The sequence below is a fragment of the Corallococcus sp. NCSPR001 genome (assembly GCF_017309135.1).
Classification (GTDB): Bacteria; Myxococcota; Myxococcia; order Myxococcales; family Myxococcaceae; genus Corallococcus.
Genome location: NZ_JAFIMS010000002.1, coordinates 8,407,915 through 8,426,795 on the forward strand (window position 1 = coordinate 8,407,915; position 18,881 = coordinate 8,426,795).

Genomic DNA, 18,881 nt, shown 5'->3' on the forward strand with positions numbered 1-18,881 from the left:
GGGGGCGTTCCGGACCACACCATGGCGACGAGGAAGAACGAAGACCAGGAGCGGCTCATCGACCGCGACCTCACCGCGATGGCGCGCGAGGGGAAGCTGCCGGCCGCCCACGGCGTGGACACCTCCGTGACGGAGGTGCTGGGGCTGCTGGCGCGCGGAGGCAAGCACCCGCTGCTGGCGGGCGAGCCCGGCGTGGGCAAGAGCGCGCTCGTGCAGGAGGTGGCCCGCCGCATCGCGGAAGGGCGCGTGGACGGCGACCTGGCCCAGGCGCGGCTCGTGGAGGTGTCCGTCGCGAACATCCTGGCGCGCAGCACCCAGCGCCAGGCGGCGGAGTCCTTCGAGGAGCTGCTCACCCACCTGGGACGCCACCCCTGCCCCATCGTCTACATCCGCGACCTGCCGGTGGCCCTGGGCGGGCCCCTGGCGCCGGTGGCCGTGCGCGCGCTGCGCACCGGCGGCCTGCGATTCATCTTCGAGACCGAGCCCAAGCGCGTGCAGGAGCTGCTGCGCGCCGACGAGGCCCTGGCCGAGCGGCTCCACCTGCTGCCCCTGAACGAGCCGCCGCTGGAGAAGGCGCGCTGGATCGTCGGCCGCGTGGCGGAGGAGCTGGAGCGCGAGCTGCGGCTGCCCATCGACCCGGCCGCGTGCGACCTGGCGCTGCGGCTGTCCGCGAAGTTCCTGCTGGCGCAGCACATGCCGCGCAAGGCCATCGAGCTGCTCAAGGAGACGGCGGCGGAGGCCGCGGGCGTGGCGCGCGACCACGTGGGGCCGGAGGACGTGCTCACCCGCTTCTGCGCCGCCACGCGACTGCCCCGCTTCGTCGTGGACGACGCGATGCCGCTGGACCTGGAGGAGACGGAGCGCTTCTTCGGAGAGCGGCTGCTCGGCCAGACGGACGCGGTGGCCGCGGTGCTGCGCTCGGTGGCGCTGCTCAAGGCGGGGCTCAACGACCCGCGCCGCCCGCTGGGCGTGTTCCTCTTCGCCGGGCCCACGGGCGTGGGCAAGACGCAGCTGGCGAAGCTGCTGGCGGAGTACCTCTTCGGCTCCGCCGACAGGCTGGTGCGCCTGAACATGGCGGACTACCCCAACGACGGCGACGAGAGCGTCCCCTTCGGCGCGTCGTGGGCGCCCGCGCTGGAGACGCGGCGCGGAGAGCTGTCCGCGCTGCTCGACGGCAAGGTGTTCACCGTGCTGCTGCTGGACGAGTTCGAGAAGGCCGCGCGCAGCGTGCACGACCGTTTCCTCCAGCTCTTCGACGAGGGCACCTTCGTCAACGGCGCGGGCGAGGCGGTGTCGTGCAACAACACGCTCATCGTGGCCACGTCCAACGTGGGCTCGGAGGTGTACCGCGAGGCGGGCCTGGGCTTCGCCGCGCACAAGCGCGCCGAGGAGCAGGTGTCGGAGGTGGACCGCCGCATCGCGGAGGCCTTCCGTCCGGAGTTCCTCAACCGCTTCGACGCCATCTGCCACTTCCGTCCGCTGTCGCGCGTGGACATCCGCAAGATTGCCCAGCGCGAGGTGGGCCGCGTGCTGGAGCGCGAGGGCATCCGCGCCCGCGCCCTGGACGTGGAGGTGACACCCGAGGTCGTGGACCGGCTGGTGGAGCGCGGCTATTCGCCGCAGTTCGGCGCGCGCTACCTGCAGCGTGAAATCGAGAAGACGCTCACCGCGGCGCTCGCGGTGGAGATCGCGCGCAGGCCGCTGCCGCCGGGCACGCCCGTGCGCGTGGAGGCCCGTCCGGGAGGCCGCGTGGTCGCGGTCGCGGAGCCCGTGCCACCGCCCCGCGAGGTGACTGCGCAGCTGCTGTTGCCCACGCCCAAGGCCGCGGCGGTGAAGCGCCGGTTGGATCGCAAGTCGCTGCTGATTGAAATGGACCGGCTGGTGGGCCGTGCGCGCGCGCTCGCGGAGTCCGCGGGGCGCTCGGAGCTGGAGGCGCGCCGGGCCGCGCTGCTCGCGGAGACACAGGCGCCCAACCTCTGGGACGACTCGCTGCGCGCGGCGGACGTCCTCCGGGCCTTCCGCACGGTGGAGGCGCAGCTGGGAGAGCTGGACCGCCTGGAGGCCGCGTGCCAGTTCGGGCGCCGGCTGGTGCGCGAGGCGAAGAACGAGATGCAGCTGGGCTCCGCCGCGAAGCAGGTGGAGGAGGTCGCGCGCGAGGTCCAGATGGCGGAGGCGCTGCGGGCCGCCGGGGCCACGACGTTGGACAACGAGGCGCTGGTGGACATCTGCGCCAGCGACGCGTCGGAGCAGCAGGACGTGTGGGTGCAGGAGCTGGCCACCATGTACCTGGGCTGGGCGCAGCGCCGGGGCTACGAGGCCACCGCCGTCGCGGAGGCGGACGCCCCCGCGCGCGTGGTGGTGCGCATCGCGGGGCCGGGCGCGTACGGCTTCCTCGCGGGAGAGGCGGGGCTGCACCGCCGCCTGGAGGACGAGAAGCGCCAGCGCGCGTACGTGCGCGTGCACCGGGGCGGACCGCTGGAGGAGGTGGAGCGGGAGCTGCTGGTGCTGGAGGGCCGGCCGGTGAAGAGCCGCGAGGGCGAGTACCTCCAGCGCGTGCGCAACGAGGTCACCGCGAAGGACGAGGCCACCGGCCGCGTGCTCACGCTCATTGGCGCTGGAGAGATGGACGAACTCAAGGGCATCGCCGCGCGAGTCGTCGCCGGACAGGGCGCCAGCACCGACGAAGCGCGCCGCTACTTCCTGGGCCGTGGAGCGCGCGTGGAGGATCCGCGCACGGGCGCGGGGACGCCCCGGGTGAAGGACGTGATGCGCGGTGAACTGGACGTGTTCATCGCCGCGTGGATCTCCCGTCCGCCTCCGGACTCCAACCCACCGCTCACCTGAGCGGTCAGGGCAGGTCGCCCTGGGCCACGCCCAGGCGCATGGCCTCCGCGAGCACGTCCAGGCCCTGCGCGGTGTTGATGCGGGAGTGGGACGTGGCGCCGCTGACCACCTGCACGGCTCCGCCCAGCACGAACGGCAGGGGCCGGCGCCCCAGCCGCAAGAGCCGCTCGTCGTAGAACGCGGCCGGAGCGCGCTCACGCACCAGGCGCGCCAGGGTCACCATGTTCGCGGTGCGCGATGGCTGCATGGCGGGGCCCATACACGAGAAGTCGAAACCGATTTCCGGAAGCACGGCGCCCCGGCCGTCGCGGTCGAAGACGAAGATGGCCTGCGACGTCTCCTCCTGCGAGCCGCGCACGCTCTTCTCCGCCGTCTTCGTCAACTTCAAACCGCCAGTGACGAGGGCCGTGCCCAGCGCCACCTTCGTCGTCTTCTCCGTGTGCTCGCTCTGCGTGCGCAGGGATGACGCGCCCCGGAGGATGACCGTCACGTCCTCCCAGGCCAGGGTGAGCGGCGCGCCCGCGCGAGGCGTGAACGTCGCCTGTTCCGCGCCGAACGTGACGGTGCGTGCCGTGACGCGCTCCGCGACCTCCGACTCGTCGATGGCGAGCGCCGCGAGCCCCGCGTCCCGGAGGGTCTTCACCAGGGCATCCGCCGCATCGGGAGCCAGGCGTGCAATCAGTGCGGGAGGCTCGGGGGCCAGCCGCATGCGGGCCTCCGCCGGAGCCATGCCCGCCGCGGCGGCGAGCACCTGGGCGGCCTCCGGAACCTCACCCGCGGGACGAACGAGCGCGACAATCTTCATGGCGTTTCCCACCCCTGGCGCTGAGCGCCGCCATCCTCGCGCGAAAGCAGGGTGGCGCGCATCCGAACCCCGGTGTGGCAGGGACATTCCCCGGAGGCCAGACAGACGAGGCGTCCAGCCCCGGACGATGCCCACAGGTCGTCACCGCGCGGAGAAACGGTTCCAGCAGCATGGCGCGGCGCCCGCACGGCACGCACAGGCACCGCGCTCCGACGCTCAGTCGAGCAGGTGCGGGTTGCGCAGCAGCAGCACTCCGGCCTGCACGGTGGCGGTGTAGCCATTGAGCTTGCCGGTGCGCACCAACTCGCTCACGTCGCGCACACCGCTCTCCGCGAGGACGCGGTCCACCACGCCCTCCCCCTGGTTGTAGGCCGCGAGCGCGAGCCGCCAGTCGCCGTAGCGCCCATACAGCGCCTGGAAGAGGGCCGCGGCGGCCTCCGTCTCCCGTGCCACGTCCAGCCGCTCGTCGCGCCCCGCCTCCACCTTCAAGCCGTAGCGGCGCGCCGTCTCCGGAATGAACATCCACACGCCCGCGCCCCTCGGCCCCGGCGCCATCGACGGCTCACGAGAGGACTCCGGCAGGTTGCTCACCGCCGACTCCACCATCGCCACCGCGAGCAGTCCCTCCGGCAGGGAGCGCGAACGCAGCGTGCCCGTCATCGCCTCGCGGTGCTCTTTGAGGTTCGCCAGCGCCTTGCGCATGAAGTCGCGGCCCTTCTGCGTGGTGACGAACCTGTTGAGCTGTTCGACCACGGCAGCATCCACCACCACGGGCAGGTCCCCCGCCTTCTGCCCTGCCTCCGCCAGCGCACGCGCCTCCGTCAACGACACCGCGCGCCCCCGCGCCGTCCCCTGCGCCCACAACGCCAGCGGCGCGAGCACCAACGCCAGCGACAACGACAGACCCAGTGTGCGCACGGAGCTACGGGGACGAGGCTGGAACAGCATGTGGATCCTCCTGACAGTGGGGTGGGACATGCCGGTGACACCGGCGGGAAGAGAGAGGGCGACAGGGACGCGCAGCGACGCCTGCAACAGGCACCGCGCATACGCATCCGCGGACACGCGCTTTACGGTGACGAGCGCTTCGTCACAGGCGAACTCCTGACGCTCCGCCAACCACCGCGAGAACGCCCGCGCGAACGGATTCCAGAAGAAGGCGCTGTCGAACCCCAGCCGCGCATAGGCGAACACCGTGTCCCGCTGCCGGTGGTGTTGCAGCTCGTGCCGCACCGTGAGCCGGAGCGCCTCCGAGTCCTCCAACACCTCCGAGGGAACCACCGCCCACGCGCCGCCACCGGGGAACCACACGGAGAACGCGCCGTCCGCCGCGTCCCCCAGCACCACGCGCACCCGGCCCACGCGGCGAAGCACGGGCAGCGTCTCCAGCCTCCGCCGCAAGCGCGCATACCGCCGAAGCTCCCACGCCAGGAACGCCAACGCCCCCACGCCCACGCACCCCACGCCGACCATCGCCCACGGCAGGCCCATGCCCGGGGCCCGCGTCTCCGGCACGGCGCCGCGCACGGACCGCGCTTCGACAGCCGCCAGCGGCGCGGCATGGCCCGCCAGGGAACGCTCGAACTTGAAGAGCGGCGCCGACGGCATCCACTCCCGCGCCGCGAGCGCCATGAAGGGCAGGAGCACCGCCAGCCCCAGCGTCACCCGCCCCACGCGCAGCGCCTGCCGCGCGTCCAGCCTCCGCTCCATCCCCAACGCCAGCGCCGCGCGCAAGAGCCCGAACCCCACCGCCACCAGCACCGCCGCCGTGAGGTACGCGGCCAGCACGTCCCGGACGAAGGCGCTCATCCCCGGCCTCCCTTGCGGCCCAAGAGCTTGCGGATCTGCTCCACCTCCTCCGGAGACAGCGGCACCGCCTCCACCAGCCGCGCCACGAGCGACGAAGGCGTCCCGTCGAACACCGTCGCCACCAGGTGGCGCACGCTCTGGGCCTCGTAGGCCTCACGAGACAGCCGCGCCGAGTACAGGTGCCCCCGCCCCTCCTTGCGGCTCTGCACCACGCCCTTCTGCTCCAGGATGCGCAGCACCGTGGACACCGACGTGTAGGCCAGCTTGCGCTCCGGCGGCAGCGCCGCGAGCACGTCCGCCACGCTCACCTCCCCCAGCCTCCATACGAGCTGCATCAGCTCCAGCTCCACGGGCGTGAGCGGCTTGGACTCCTCGGCGGATGACGGCGGCTTCGTCACGGGCAGGGCCTCCCGACTTCGAACTAAATCCTTAGTTCAAATACAACTAAGCCTTTAGTTCAAATCCGTCAAGCAGGCGGGCGGAGGCTCGCGGTGGCAGGGTGTGCGGATTCCCACGCACGGGAGGGGCCGTGCCCTTAGACTTCCGGGCACATGCTCCACGTCATCCCTCTGGGCGGCCTTGGCGAAATCGGCCTCAACGCCATGGTGCTCGCCTGTCGTGGGGAGATGCTGCTCATCGACGCCGGCCTGATGTTCCCCTCGTCGGGAATGCCCGGCGTGGACATCATCGTCCCGGACTTCACGCACCTGCAGCGCAACGCGGCCCAGTTGAAGGGCGTGCTCCTCACGCACGGGCACGAGGACCACATCGGCGCGCTCCCCTACCTGCTGGGCGACATGCCCGTCCCCATCTACGGCACGCGCTTCACGCTCGCGCTCGCGCGTCAGCGCCTGGAGGAGCTGGGCGTGAAGGCGGACCTGCGCGAAATCGACCCGCGCACGCCCTTCCCCGTGGGCAGCGTCTTCAGCGTGGAGGCCACGCGCGTGACGCACACCGTGCCGGACGCGGTGGGCTACATCGTGCGCTCGCCCGAAGGCACCGTCATCCACACCGGCGACTTCAAGCTGGACCCCGACCCCATCGACGGGCTCAAGACGGACCTGGAGCGCTGGGGCGAGGCGGGCGACGAAGGCGTGCTGTGCCTGCTGTCGGACTCCACCAACTCCGAGCACGTGGACGAGACCGGCAGCGAGCGCGTGGTGCAGACCACCTTCGAGCGCCTCTTCCACGAGACGAAGGGCCGCATCGTCGTGGCCCAGTTCTCCTCCAACCTCCACCGCATCCGGCACCTGTTGGACCTGTGCGAGCGCACCGGCCGGCTCGTCGCGCTCCAGGGCCGCAGCATGGTGCGCAACGTGGAGCTGGCGCGGCAGATGGGCTACCTGGACGTGCCCGACTCGCTCTTCGTGCACCTGGACAACGTGCCCAAGCTCGCGCCCCACCGCGTGGCCGTGATCACCACCGGCGCCCAGGGCGAGCCGCGCGCGGGCCTCACCCAGTTGGCGAATGGGGACGGGCCCGTGCGCCTGGAGCCCGGCGACACCGTCATCGTCAGCGCCCGGCCCATCCCCGGCAACGAGCGCTCCGTGGGCGCACTGCTCGACCAGCTCCACTGGCGCGGCGCCCGCATCGTCTACGCGCAGGTGGAGCCCGGCGTGCACGTCTCCGGACACGCCAGCCGCCCCCAGCAGCGCCGCGTCCTGGAGTTGATCCGCCCCCGGAACTTCATCCCCGTGCATGGGGAAGTCCGGCACCTGCACCGACACCTGACCACCGCGCGCGAGGCCGGCATGGCGCCCGAAGGGCTGCTCCTGGCCCACGACGGGGACGTGGTGACGTTCGAGGAGGGGCGGGGCCGCTTCACTGGGAGCGTGCCTTCAGGGCGCCTCATGATGGAGCGCTCCGGGGACGGGGTGGTGACTCCGGAGACGCTGGTGGAGCGCAACCGGCTGGCGGAGACGGGGGTGGTGGCCGCGGCGGTGGTGCTCCGGCGCGACACCCAGGCGCTGGTGGCGGGGCCCCAGCTGTCCGGCCAGGGCCTCGGCCCGGACGAGCAGGGCGTGCTCTCCCGGGTGGCCCAGGACGCCCGGGCCTTCTTCGAGGAGCTCAACCCCCTGCTCCGGGGGGACGACGCCCTGGTGCGGGAGGAGCTCACGAAGGCGGTGAAGCGGGCCTTCAAGCAGCACACCTCCCGGCGGACCCTGGTGGTGCCCTTGGTCGTCCGGGTGTAGGTATGTTAAGGGCGCGAAAAGGTCCCCCCAATGCCCTCCTTCGACGTCATCTCCAAAATCGATCTGGCTGAGCTCGACAACGCGGTCAATCAGACCCGCAAGGAGCTCAGCACCCGCTACGACTTCCAGGGCGTGAAGGCCGAAATCGAAATCGCCCCGGACCACTCCGCGCTCACGCTGAAGACCAACAGCGAGGAGAAGCTCCAGGCCGCCAAGGAGGTCCTGCTCGGCAAGCTGGCCAAGCGCGGCATCAGCCTGCGCGTCCTGGAGTTCGGCGACATCGAAAAGACGGGCCTGTCCAACGTCAAGCAGCCCATCAAGCTCCAGCAGGGCATCCCGGTGGAGAAGTCCAAGGAGCTGATCAAGGTCCTCAAGGAGTCGAAGATCAAGGTGCAGGGCTCCATCCAGGCGGATCAGCTCCGCGTCACGGGCAAGAACCGGGACGACCTGCAGGAGGCCATGGCGCTGTTCCGCAAGGAGCAGGACCGCCTCAGCCTGGACATGCAGTTCACCAACTTCCGCGACTAGAGCGTCCCTCCGCCATGCACGCCGCCCGTCTGGCCCCCCTGCCCCTCTGTCTGCTCCTCGCCACCGGCGCCTTCGCGCAGGACGCGGCGCCCCGGCCCAGCAAGCCGGTGCCCGTGCTCAAGAAGGCGCCCCGGCCGGAGAAGGGGCTCAAGGACTTCGGCTCGCCGCTGGTCCTCAAGCCGCTGTCCACGGAAGGGGCCACCGCGAACTTCTCCGCCCGGGTGGGCTGGCGCAAGGACACGCTCTTCGTGGGCGTGGAGGCCACGGACAACCAGCTGCTCGCGGGTGACGTCATCACCCTCACGCTCTACTTCCCGGACTCGGGGCCCACCGCCACGGGCTACACCTACCGCTTCGCCTTCGACGGCCAGCGCACCTCCGGGTCGGACAGCGGCACGCCCAAGTTCGCGCAAGGGCTGGTGAACGCCGCCGTGCACCGCCAGGGCGACACCCTGTCCGTGGTGGCGATGATTCCCGTGCGCGCCCTGCCCCGCTTCCCCGCGGTGGACCCGCTCGTCATGGACCTCTGCGTCACCTACGAGGACCAGGACCAGGTGGGCGCCAAGGTGGTGCCGGTGTCCAACTGCAAGGGCGGCACGATGCCGGAGGGTGAAGCGCTGCGCCTGCCGGACGAGGCGCGCAAGAACCTCAAGCTGAAGCCCCCGGCGAACGTCACCGCCCTGGAGGCGGCCCCCACCGGCTGGCTGGGCTGGGGCGTGCTCAGCTCCCCGAACTGGGCCCAGGGTGACGCCCCTCTCACGCCCGGCTCGCTGCGCGAGCTGGTGGCCCCCAACGCGGTGGACGCGAAGCAGATGGGCGTCAACCTGCCGGAGGCGTTGAGCCTGCCGGACGGACGGCCGGTCGTTACCGTGCTCACTGGGAAGAATCCCTATGCCGTCGAGGGTCAATGCGACTCTGACGACGAGCTCCGCATGGGGCTCTATGTGGTTTCTGGGAAGACAGCCCAGCGGGTGCTCGACTGGCCGGCCGCCACCTGTGCGCTGGGTCGCGCCACCTCGGTGGAGCTGGAAGAAGACGGGGCGCTGGACATCGGTTACTCGAACGGCGCCATCATCAACTTCGTTTGGAGTGCGGACCACTTCGAGCGGACGCAACTGGGAAAGCGGTAGACGCGCGTGGAAGAGACCAAGAGCCTGTACATGATGACCCTCGGCTGCCCGAAGAACCGGGTGGACTCCGAGGTGATGCTGGGCACGCTGCGCACGCGTGGCTATTCGCTCGTGCAGGAGGCCTCGCAGGCCGAGGTCATCGTGGTCAACACGTGCGCCTTCATCGGTCCTGCGAAGCAGGAGTCGGTGGACTCCATCCTGGAGATGGCGGAGCTGAAGAAGTCGGGCGCGTGCAAGACGCTCGTCGTCACCGGCTGCCTGTCCCAGCGCTACGGCCAGGAGCTGTCGCAGGAGATGCCGGAGGTGGACCACTTCCTGGGCACCAGCGCGTACGCCCAGATTGGCGACCTGCTGGCGGCGGAGGCCTCGCCGCGCCAGGTGATTCCGGATCCGGACTACATCCACAACGCGGAGACGCCGCGCATCAACTCGATGCCGAAGTACACGGCGTACCTGAAGATTTCAGAGGGATGCGACAACGCCTGCGCGTTCTGCATCATCCCCACGCTGCGCGGCGGCCAGCGCTCGCGCACGGTGCAGGACATCGTGGCGGAGGCGCGGAAGCTGGCGGACAGCGGCGTGCAGGAGCTGAACCTCGTCGCGCAGGACCTGACGGCGTACGGGCATGACCTGCCCGGCAAGCCGAAGCTCCACGAGCTGCTCAAGGAGCTGGTGAAGGTGGACGTGAAGTGGATCCGCCTGCACTACGCCTACCCGCGCGTGTTCCCGGACGAGCTCATCGACGTCATCGCGACCGAGCCGAAGATCGCCAAGTACCTGGACATGCCGGTGCAGCACGCCAGCGACAAGCTGCTGCTGTCCATGAAGCGCGGCCGCAACTCGGAGTTCCTCAAGAAGCTGCTCACGAAGCTGCGCGAGCGCGTGCCGAACCTGGTGATGCGCACCTCGCTCATCGTCGGCCTGCCGGGTGAGACGGAGGAGGACTTCGAGCTGCTGAAGGAGTTCGTGAAGGAGCAGCGCTTCCAGCGCCTGGGCGTGTTCCAGTACTCGGACGAGGAGAACACCGCCGCGTACGACCTGCCGGACAAGGTCCCGGCGAAGACCATCGAGCGCCGCTGGCGCGAGGTGATGGCCATCCAGAAGCGCATCAACCGCGAGCAGAACAAGAAGCTCGTGGGCCAGAAGCTCACCGTGCTGGTGGAGGGCCCCAGCGAGGAGTCCGAGCACCTGCTGGTGGGCCGCCACGAGGGACAGGCGCCGGAAATCGACGGGCAGGTCTACATCAACGATGGCCTGGCGTACCCGGGCGAGTTCGTCACCGTGGAGGTGACGGAGGCGCACGACTACGACCTCATCGCCCGCGTGGTGGAGCGTCCGGATCCGAAGCAGCGCGAGCACACCCCACGCGAGGCCCACCCCGCGCCCATCCCGCTGAAGGCGATGGTGCGTCCTCCGGAGCCTCGGCCGGAGTAGTCCGTCCGACGCGAAGGCAGTGCCGCGGGCCCGCCCCGTCCTCCCACCCGGAGGCGGTCGCGGGCCCGAGCCGTTCGTGGATACCGGCGCATCGGGCGTCAGCTCGTGCTGCCCCGCGGATGGCTGCCGCAGGCCAGAGCCGTTCGCGGAGACCTACTTCGGATCCTCCGGCTCCAGCTCACGCTCCTCGACGGGCGGCGGCTGCGGGCCCGAGCCCTTCGTCGGCACCGCCACGCCCTCGCCCAGCGGCGTGGGCTGGCACTCGCACACGGTGCGCCGCGACGCGGACTCGGTGACGAAGGCGCACGTCGTCGGGCACTCTGGCTGACGTCCCTCCTCCACGAGCGACACCGCGTAGCTCTTCGCGCCCTGGAGCGCCGCGTGGCACGCGGGCAGGGTCTTCGCCAGCGAGGCCCACGGCAGCCGGTGCTGCGTGTTGGCTCCGCGCGTGGTGCTCGGGAAGCTCAGGCCCACCTGGCAGCCCGTCTCCAGGCGCTGACCGTCCACACCTTTGGGCTCCACGTAGAGGCGCACGCCCTCCGGCACGTCCCGGAACACCTCGCCGGAGAGGGCCACCGCGCCGTCGGGCTCCGCGCGCACGAAGATGCCGTAGCAGGCCTCCTCGCTGAACGCGCCGCCTTCGCCCGCGCACTGCTGCCGGCCGCCGCCTTCGGGCGTGCGCACGTGGGGCCTGCGCAGCACCAGCGCCCCGCCCTGCGCGTCCACGGTGGCGGTGAAGCGGCCCCACACGTCCGGCCCTAGCCGGCCCAGGCTGCTCTGCGACGGCCAGCGCCCCGCAGCCTCCATCACCAGCGGCTTCACGCCCAGGCCGTCCGCCACCTCCACCGCGTCCACCACGAAGGTGCGCGGCGGCAGGCCCGCGGCCGTCTCCAGTGGCTGAAGCCCCAGCCCCAGCGCGGGGTCCACCGCCAGGCGGGAGAAGGGCTCGCGCGTGCCCAGCACGAAGGGGCCGGTGATGCTCGCCCCACCCTGCGTCACCTGCACGGCCAGGAGCGGCCAGTCGCCCAGCGGCTCGCGGCTCAGCTCCACCACGTGCGACTCGCGCACGGCGTCCGTCCCGCGCAGCTCCGCGTCGTAGGCCTCCCGGGGGCGTGACGCGGTGAAGGTCACCTCGCGGCGCAGCGGATCCACCGTGAGGGCATAGGGGAACAGCACGTCCTGCCCCAGCGTCACCGAGCAGCCCGTCTCACCGGAGAGCAGCAGCGTGCGCAGGGGCGGCGACACCGGGCCCACCGTCACCGGCGGGGCCGGCACCTCCGGCCAGGAGCGATGGCCACCGGAGGACTCCGGCACGCGCGCGGTCCCCGCGGCCACGGGCGGCTCACCGTCGAAGCAGCTGGAGGACACGAGCGAGAGCGGGCGCGTGACGTCCAGCACCACCGGCACGGCCCGGTTCCCCAACCGCCCCGCCACCGTCAGCCGCAACGCGGGCGACGACAGGAGGGGCAGCGTCTGCCCCGCGAGGCTCGTGGGACGTGAAGGGCCCGCGGGCGCGGCGGAGTGACACCCCGCGCCCAAGAGCACGCACCCCGCCAGCAGCACGCCACGCATGGAGGGCAGGCCGTCCTACTGCTGTGCCTTCTTGGTGAAGTCGTCCACGCGGGTGCCCTCGGGCGGGTTCAGCTTGAAGCTGTCCGCGGAGATGCCCACGTTCGTCTTCAGGTCCAGGAAGGCGATGGTGTTCTCACTGCCGTCCGGATCCACCACCGTGCTCTTGAGCACCTGCGCCGTCGAGGGGTCCACCTCCAGGCGCACCTGGCGGAAGCGCGGCTCGTTCTTCAGCGGATCCAGCACCAGCAGCGTGCCCTTGCAGTCCTTGCAGGCGCCCTTGGTGATGGCGAACTCGTCCGCCAGCTTCCCCTGGCCGAAGAGGAACGTCACGGACGCGGACAGCTGGCTGGTGTCCATGGCCGCCACCGACAGCGTCTGCGCCTCCGGGTCGTGCATGTAGACCTTGTTGCCCGCGAGCACGAACGTCCGCTTGGACGGGTTCTCGTACTCCCAGCGCATCAGGCCCGGCTTCTTGTAGGTCACCGTGCCCGTGGACGTCTGCGTGCGGCGGAAGGCCTTGTACTTGTAGTCCTGCTTGAAGCCCGCCTTGAAGTCGCCCGTCTTCTCGTAGAAGGCCTGCATCCGGTCCACGAGCGTCTTCACCTCGGGCGCCATCGGCTTCGGAGCGGGCTTCGTGTCATTGGCGGCGACGCTCGCGTCGCCCTGCTTCGCCGAAGGGGGCATGGCGGCCGTGCCGGCATCCTTGGGAGCGGCGGCGGGGGCCTTGGCGGCTGCCGCGGGCTTCGGCGCGGGCGCGGTGGTGGGGGCCTGCGTGAGGAGCGTGAAGAGCAGGGATTCCAGCAACATGGCGTGCGCCTCCGGAGCGGGCACCCCAAGGCGCCCGCAGGGTCCATCTACCGCATCCGGACGGCCCCCGGGGGGCCGGCATTCACCGCTGTGTGGCTTTGACCAGACGCTTCCGCTGCTTCACGCCCAGCAGGTAGAAGCGCTCCCGCAGCTCCTGGGCCTCGGTGGGCGTCAGGTCCCCGGAGCCCCCCGCCAGGTGCTCGTCCCGCCAGGCGACCGCCCGGGTGATGCTGGCGGACGCGGCGGCGGAGATGTTCAGGCTCTGGCTGAAGCCCTTCATGGGCACCCAGAAGGTGCCGTCCACGCCGGTGAGCACGTCGTCGCTCACGCCGTAGCGCTCGTTGCCGAACACCATGGCGAACTTCGTGTCGAAGCGCAGGCTGTAGAGGTTGGTGGCCCCCTCGCGCAGCGCCGACGCGTAGAGGCTGAAGCCCCGCCCCTTCAGGTGCTCGCGGCACTCCGCGAACGTCTTGTAGAGGTGCACGTCCAACCACTTGTCGCAGCCCTGGGCCACCCGCGAGTTGGGGATGAAGGGCGCTTCCGGGTTGATGACGACGTGCACCTCCTGCACGCCCATGGACTCGCAGGTGCGCAGCACCGCGGCCATGTTGAAGTTGTCCTCCAGCCGGTCGAGCACCACCACGAAGTTGCGCGTGCGCTGGCTGACGACGCGGTCGATCTTCTCCTTCCGCACGTCGAGCAGGAACTGCTCCGGCTCGACGACGTCGCGCTCGAACTTCTCGTAGCGGGGGCCTCCACCAGCCATCGGCTCAGCGCCTCCCGCCGGACTTCTTCGCCGGGGACTTCCGGGCGGCCTTCTTCGCCGGGGCCTTCTTCACCGGTGCCTTGCGGGCGGCCTTCTTCGCCACCGGCTTGCGCGAGGTCTTCTTCGCGACGGCCTTCTTCGCAGGAGCCTTCTTCGCGGCGGCCTTCTTCGCAGGAGCCTTGCGCGCCGCCTGCTTCGCGGCCTTCTTCGCAGGAGCCTTCTTCACGGCGGCCCTGGCCCCCGCCTTCTTGGCCGGAGCCTTCCTGGCCGGAGCCTTCTTGGCGGACGCCTTGGAGGCGGACTTCTTCGCCGGCATCTCGACGTGGATCTTGTCGGTGCGGCCGGTGAAGAGCACCTCCGCCACCGCGTCCATCAGGGGCTGCATGCCTTCGCCCGTGGCGCAGGACACCGGGTACACGCGGATGCCCCGGCGGCGCAGCGCCTCCGTGAAGGGCCCCAGCCGGTCGCGGCCCTCGGTCAGGTCCAGCTTGTTGGCGGCCACCACCTGCGGCTTGCTGGCCAGCTCCGCGCTGTACTTCTTCAGCTCGGTGTTCAGGATGTTGAAGTCGTCCAGCGGCTTGCGGCCCTCGCCCTCGGCGCCCATGTCGATGAGGTGCACCAGCACCTTGCAGCGCTCCACGTGGCGCAGGAACTGGTGGCCCAGGCCCACGCCCTCGCTGGCGCCCTCGATGATGCCGGGGATGTCCGCCATCACGAAGGACAGGCTGTCCTTGTACTGGACCATGCCCAGGTTCGGCACCAGCGTGGTGAACGGGTAGTCCGCCACCTTCGGCCGAGCCCGGCTCACCCGCGAGATGAACGTGCTCTTGCCCGCGTTGGGGAAGCCCAGCAGGCCCACGTCCGCCAGCAGCTTCAGCTCCAGCCGCAGGGTGATCTCCTCACCCTTTCCGCCGTCCTGCGCGAAGCGCGGCGTCTGGCGCGTGGAGGTGGCGAAGTTCATGTTGCCCAGGCCGCCCCGGCCGCCCTTGGCCGCCACGAACTGCTGGCCCGGGTCGCTCAGGTCCACCAGCAGCTCACCCGTCTGCTCGTTGCGGATCAGCGTGCCCACCGGCACCTGGAGGACCAGGTCCTCGGCGCCATGGCCGTTGCAGTCGCTGCCCATGCCGTGCTCGCCGCTCTTGGCGCGGTGGTGCTGCTGGTAGCGGTAGTCCAGGAGCGTGGTCAGCTGCGGGTTCGCCACGAACACCACGGAGCCGCCATTGCCGCCGTCCCCGCCGTTGGGGCCGCCGCGCTCGATGAACTTCTCACGCCGGAAGGCCACGGCGCCGTTCCCGCCGTCTCCCGCCTTCACGTAGATGCGTACTTCGTCGACGAACTTCATGGGGCCAACGCCCTCCTGGAAAAACACAAAGCGGGCCGTCCTCGCATCCCCCATTCCCGACGGGAACGGAAGGACCGGGAACGACCCGCTCGGTAAGCCATGCCCCGGGTCGCCCCGGGGCCACTGACTAGGCGCTCGCCTGCTCGGCGGCGGCCGGGTACACGGACACCTTCTTCTTGTCGCGGCCGAGGCGCTCGTACTTCACCACGCCGTCCACCGTCGAGAAGAGGGTGAAGTCGCGACCGAGCTTCACGTTCGTGCCCGGGTGGATGACCGTGCCGACCTGACGGACGAGGATGCTGCCCGCCGTGATGGTCTCACCGCCGTACACCTTCACGCCACGGTACTGCGGGTTGGAATCACGCCCGTTGCGCGAAGAACCCTGACCTTTTTTATGGGCCATGACACCTGCTCCTTGAAGTTCGTGTGGGGAATGCCCGGAAAGACGACTAGCCGGAGATCGAGGTGACCTTCACCTCGGTGTACGGCTGGCGGTGGCCACGGCGGCGGGTCCAGCCTTCCTTCTCCTTCCGGAAGTGCAGGACGCGGCGGTGCTTGTCCTGCGCCAGCACCTTGCCCACGACCTTCGCGCCCGCCACCGTCGGCTGGCCCACCTTCGGGCTCTCGGAGCCGCCCAGCAGGAGGACCTCGGTGAACGAGACCTCAGCGCCGATATCACCGGCGATCTTCTCGATCCGGACAACGTCGCCCTCGGCGACGCGGTACTGCTTTCCGCCCGTGCGAATGACTGCGTACATCGTCGAACCCCTGTCAGCTTCGGGTTGCTTCAACCCATGGAATCCAACGCGCATTTCGGACGGAGGACCGGCCGGCGCGCTAAAAGACGGCGGGACTTACGAGAATCCCGGGGGGGAGTCAAGGCAGTTGGCGGATCAGCCCGCCCCTCAGCTCCCTATTTGCTTTTGAATAGAATTCCCGGAATAAAGTCCACTGGACCGCAACGGAGCGCTCGCTAGGATGCGCGCCGCTTGCTTTCCACCTGTACCTCATCCCTGAGGGGGAGAACCATCATGAAGAAGATCCTTTTCGGTCTGGCGGCCATGGCTTCGCTCACGCTCACCGCTTGCGGCGGCGGCGACTACTGCGATCGCAACGAGGACCTGGCCAAGGACCTTTCCTCCAAGTTCGAGGAGTGTGGCTTCGACACCAGCGGCACCGATGACGAGATCACGGACGCCGAGCGCGACGCCTGCAAGGAGGCCCTCGAGGACTGCTCCGACGACGACAAGGACAAGCTGGACGCGGCCCTCGACTGCATCGAGGACGTGAAGAGCTGCTCCGACAAGTCCACCACCGAGCAGCAGCGCATCCTGTCGGACATCCTGTCCTGCTCCGCCAAGGGCGGCTCCGTGAGCGCCGCCTGCGCGGCCTCCATCGGCGGCTAGTCGTCGCCTCCCCGCGGCCCCTGGCCGTGGACTCAGGGCCCGGTTCCCTCCCCAGGGAATCGGGCTCTTTCATTTCGGGCCCCCGACAGGCGCGCGCCCAGCGCCCGGTCCACCACCCGGCGGCGCTGGTGGTACTCCCACTCCAGGGGGTCCAGCGCCAGGCCCCGCTCGTAGGACTCCAGCGCCCGCTGGAGCTGGCCGTCGCGCTCCAGCGCGTTGCCGGTGAGGAAGTGCACCCGCGCGGTGCCCACCGCCCGGGGCTGCTCGGCCAGGTACTCGCGGCGAAGGGCCTCCGCCTGGACGGCGGTGAGGCCCGCCTCCAGGCACCGCGCCACGCCCCGGGCATTGCCCAGCCGGGCGTCGTAGCGGGCCCGGCGCATCGGCATGCCCAGGGTGTCGCCCGCGTCCCTCACGCGGATCAGCATGGACTCCAGGCGCGAGCGCTGTCCGCGCGACAGGGGCCGCTGCCGCAGCGCGGACAGGGCGCCCCACAGCTCGCGCGCCCGCTCTCGCGCGGACTCCAGCTCCACGTCCGGTGAAAGCCCCAGCACCGTGTAGTGCGTGCCCTCCCCCGCCAGCTGTCCGCGCCACATCGCCAGGACGCGCTCGGCCTCGGCGTCGTCTGGGAGCTCCCGGGGCGCGGGGGGCGGAGAGGCGGTGGCGCCCGCGAGGTGCTGCTCCACGCGGGCCTTCAGCGCGGCGGACGGCGCGACGAACTGCACGCCGAAGCCCGGGCGCATGCTCCAGGCCTGGGCCTGCTCGGGGGAGACGTGGCGCACCACCTCACACGAGACGGACAGCGGCCCGGTGGACAGCGGCAGCACCACCTGGACCTGGGCGAACAGCGGGGGCAGCTCCCCCGTGGCGTGCAGGAACACCCCGCCGCGCGACAGGTCCGACCCCGTGAAGGCCCGGGGCTGCGCGCCCGGCTGCAGCACCACCTGCACGGGCAACGGGAGCGTCTTTCCCCCGGACGCGCCCGGCGGGGCCAGCGGCGGGGTGCGCCGGGGCGCCGTGACGGGGGTCCCCGGGGAGCCCCCGCCCTGCACGGGACGGGGACCGCCCACGGCCGCGCGCGGCGACGGAGGCCGCGTGGCGATCGCCTGCTCCAACGCGGCCCGCAGGGCGAGCGCGTGGGGGAAGCGCTCCTCCGGCGTCTTCGCCAGCGCGCGCAGCACCACCGCCTCCAGCGCGGGCGGCACCGAGGGGCAGATGGAGCGCGGGGCCGGAGGCGTGCGCGTCTGGTGCGCCACGAGCTGGGCGGTGAGCCCCTCGTCGGGGAAGGGCAGCCGCCCGGTAAGCAGCTGGTAGGCGATGACGCCCACCGCGTACAGGTCCGCGCGGCCGTCCAGGCGCCGGCTCAGGGACTGCTCCGGGGCCATGTACTCCGGCGTGCCCACGATGATGCCCGCCACCGTCTCCGGCATGCTCGCGTCCACCAGCTTCGCGATGCCGAAGTCGAGCACCTTCACGAACGGCATCCCCCGCCCGCGCTTCACCAGGAAGATGTTGTCCGGCTTCAGGTCGCGGTGGACGATGCCCCGCGCGTGCGCCGCATGCAGCGCGTCACACACCTGCATCAGCATGGGCACCACCGCCCCGGCGGACATGGGCGTCCCCACCCACGCCGACAGGGGCGCCCCCTCCAGGAACTCCATGATGAGGTACGGCCGGGGCGCGGAGGCGTTGAGGTCGAAGATGCTGACGATGTTCTCGTGCCCGATGAGGTTCACCGCCCGGGCCTCGGCGTGGAAGCGCTGCACCAGCTCCGGGTAGCGCGTCAGGTGTTCGTGGAGCACCTTCACCGCCACGCGGCTGCCAATGGACACGTGCTCGGCCAGGTAGACGGACCCCATGCCGCCCCGGCCCACCCGGCGCACCAGCCGGAAGCTGCCCATCTGGGTCCCCACCAGCGGGTCCACCTCGTCCGCCGCGGCCACGGCGGCCGGCGGCTCCACGGCCCTGCCCGGGCCGCCCCCCGCCGCCCGGACGAGCGTGTCGCACGACGTCCCCTCGCCATGTCCCCGCCCGCACGCTGAACACGTGCGCTCGTTCCTCGCGACTTCGGCCATACCGCGCCCCCCTGGCCAATTCCCTGCCCAATCTGCACATCCCGGAAGCCCGGCATCCACTGCCGCCAAGGGTGGGTGTCGCAAAGTGAGGAGGGCACCCCGCCCATGGGCCGGGGTGACGGTTGGGCGGCGGACTGCGACGTGTCAGGAAGGTGTCACGCGGATAGGATGCGC

Annotated in this window: 16 protein-coding genes; 6 read left to right on the forward strand and 10 right to left on the reverse strand. The window is 71.0% G+C overall.

The window, feature by feature from the left end; all coding sequences use genetic code 11:
• The first annotated feature begins 21 nt into the window (after nt 1-21).
• A complete protein-coding gene (locus tag JYJ93_RS35830; protein ID WP_206799088.1) occupies nt 22-2,844 on the forward strand; it encodes an AAA family ATPase in 2,823 nt (940 codons plus the stop codon).
• A 4-nt stretch (nt 2,845-2,848) separates the two neighbouring features.
• Here JYJ93_RS35830 and JYJ93_RS35835 read toward each other — a convergent pair whose 3' ends face one another.
• The 3 genes from JYJ93_RS35835 to JYJ93_RS35845 all read right to left on the reverse strand — a co-directional run bounded on the left by JYJ93_RS35835 (nt 2,849) and on the right by JYJ93_RS35845 (nt 5,856).
• Nucleotides 2,849-3,649 carry a hypothetical protein gene (locus tag JYJ93_RS35835; RefSeq protein WP_206799089.1) on the reverse strand — a complete coding sequence of 267 codons (801 nt, stop codon included), beginning with the start codon at nt 3,647-3,649 and terminating at the stop codon, nt 2,849-2,851.
• A 216-nt stretch (nt 3,650-3,865) separates the two neighbouring features.
• Nucleotides 3,866-5,458, reverse strand: coding sequence for a transglycosylase SLT domain-containing protein (locus JYJ93_RS35840; protein WP_206799090.1), 1,593 nt, complete (start codon nt 5,456-5,458; stop codon nt 3,866-3,868).
• Nucleotides 5,455-5,856, reverse strand: a complete 402-nt coding sequence (locus JYJ93_RS35845; protein WP_206799091.1) for a BlaI/MecI/CopY family transcriptional regulator — start codon at nt 5,854-5,856, stop codon at nt 5,455-5,457. The genes JYJ93_RS35840 and JYJ93_RS35845 overlap by 4 nt, the downstream gene beginning before the upstream one ends.
• Before the next feature lie 153 nt (nt 5,857-6,009).
• On the opposite strand from JYJ93_RS35845, the gene JYJ93_RS35850 reads away from it, so the two are divergent.
• The 4 genes from JYJ93_RS35850 to rimO are packed head-to-tail and all read left to right on the forward strand — an operon-like array spanning nt 6,010 to nt 10,742.
• Nucleotides 6,010-7,650, forward strand: coding sequence for a ribonuclease J (locus JYJ93_RS35850; RefSeq protein WP_206799092.1), 1,641 nt, complete (start codon nt 6,010-6,012; stop codon nt 7,648-7,650).
• Between the two features lie 30 nt (nt 7,651-7,680).
• The gene (locus JYJ93_RS35855) at nt 7,681-8,178 is read left to right on the forward strand and encodes a YajQ family cyclic di-GMP-binding protein (RefSeq protein ID WP_120599742.1); all 498 of its coding nucleotides are present in this window, start codon (nt 7,681-7,683) and stop codon (nt 8,176-8,178) included.
• A 14-nt stretch (nt 8,179-8,192) separates the two neighbouring features.
• Complete coding sequence (locus JYJ93_RS35860) at nt 8,193-9,308, forward strand: hypothetical protein (RefSeq protein WP_206799093.1); 1,116 nt, start codon at nt 8,193-8,195, stop codon at nt 9,306-9,308.
• Nucleotides 9,309-9,314: 6 nt separating this feature from the next.
• Nucleotides 9,315-10,742, forward strand: coding sequence for a 30S ribosomal protein S12 methylthiotransferase RimO (rimO, locus tag JYJ93_RS35865; protein WP_206799094.1), 1,428 nt, complete (start codon nt 9,315-9,317; stop codon nt 10,740-10,742).
• Nucleotides 10,743-10,895: 153 nt separating this feature from the next.
• Here the strand turns inward: rimO and JYJ93_RS35870 are convergent, their stop codons facing one another.
• The 6 genes from JYJ93_RS35870 to rplU all read right to left on the reverse strand — a co-directional run bounded on the left by JYJ93_RS35870 (nt 10,896) and on the right by rplU (nt 15,987).
• On the reverse strand, nt 10,896-12,314 hold the full coding sequence (locus JYJ93_RS35870) for a hypothetical protein (protein ID WP_206799095.1): 1,419 nt from the start codon (nt 12,312-12,314) through the stop codon (nt 10,896-10,898).
• Nucleotides 12,315-12,329: 15 nt separating this feature from the next.
• Complete coding sequence (locus tag JYJ93_RS35875; RefSeq protein ID WP_206799097.1) at nt 12,330-13,121, reverse strand: outer membrane lipoprotein carrier protein LolA; 792 nt, start codon at nt 13,119-13,121, stop codon at nt 12,330-12,332.
• Between the two features lie 82 nt (nt 13,122-13,203).
• A complete protein-coding gene (locus JYJ93_RS35880; protein ID WP_120620842.1) occupies nt 13,204-13,887 on the reverse strand; it encodes an RNA methyltransferase in 684 nt (227 codons plus the stop codon).
• Between the two features lie 4 nt (nt 13,888-13,891).
• Complete coding sequence (gene obgE, locus JYJ93_RS35885) at nt 13,892-15,229, reverse strand: GTPase ObgE (protein WP_206799099.1); 1,338 nt, start codon at nt 15,227-15,229, stop codon at nt 13,892-13,894.
• Between the two features lie 127 nt (nt 15,230-15,356).
• Nucleotides 15,357-15,632 (reverse strand): 50S ribosomal protein L27, encoded by a 276-nt coding sequence (gene rpmA / locus JYJ93_RS35890; protein ID WP_014394223.1) that lies wholly within the window; start codon nt 15,630-15,632, stop codon nt 15,357-15,359.
• A gap of 46 nt (nt 15,633-15,678) precedes the next feature.
• A complete protein-coding gene (gene rplU / locus JYJ93_RS35895; protein WP_014394222.1) occupies nt 15,679-15,987 on the reverse strand; it encodes a 50S ribosomal protein L21 in 309 nt (102 codons plus the stop codon).
• 273 nt (nt 15,988-16,260) lie between these two features.
• Here rplU and JYJ93_RS35900 point away from each other — a divergent pair, with 273 nt between their 5' ends.
• Nucleotides 16,261-16,635 (forward strand): hypothetical protein, encoded by a 375-nt coding sequence (locus JYJ93_RS35900; protein ID WP_206799100.1) that lies wholly within the window; start codon nt 16,261-16,263, stop codon nt 16,633-16,635.
• Nucleotides 16,636-16,667: 32 nt separating this feature from the next.
• On the opposite strand, the gene JYJ93_RS35905 is transcribed toward JYJ93_RS35900, so the two are convergent.
• Entirely contained in the window at nt 16,668-18,707 is a 2,040-nt protein-coding gene (locus JYJ93_RS35905) for a serine/threonine-protein kinase (RefSeq protein WP_206799101.1), read from the reverse strand.
• Between the last annotated feature and the right edge of the window lie 174 nt (nt 18,708-18,881).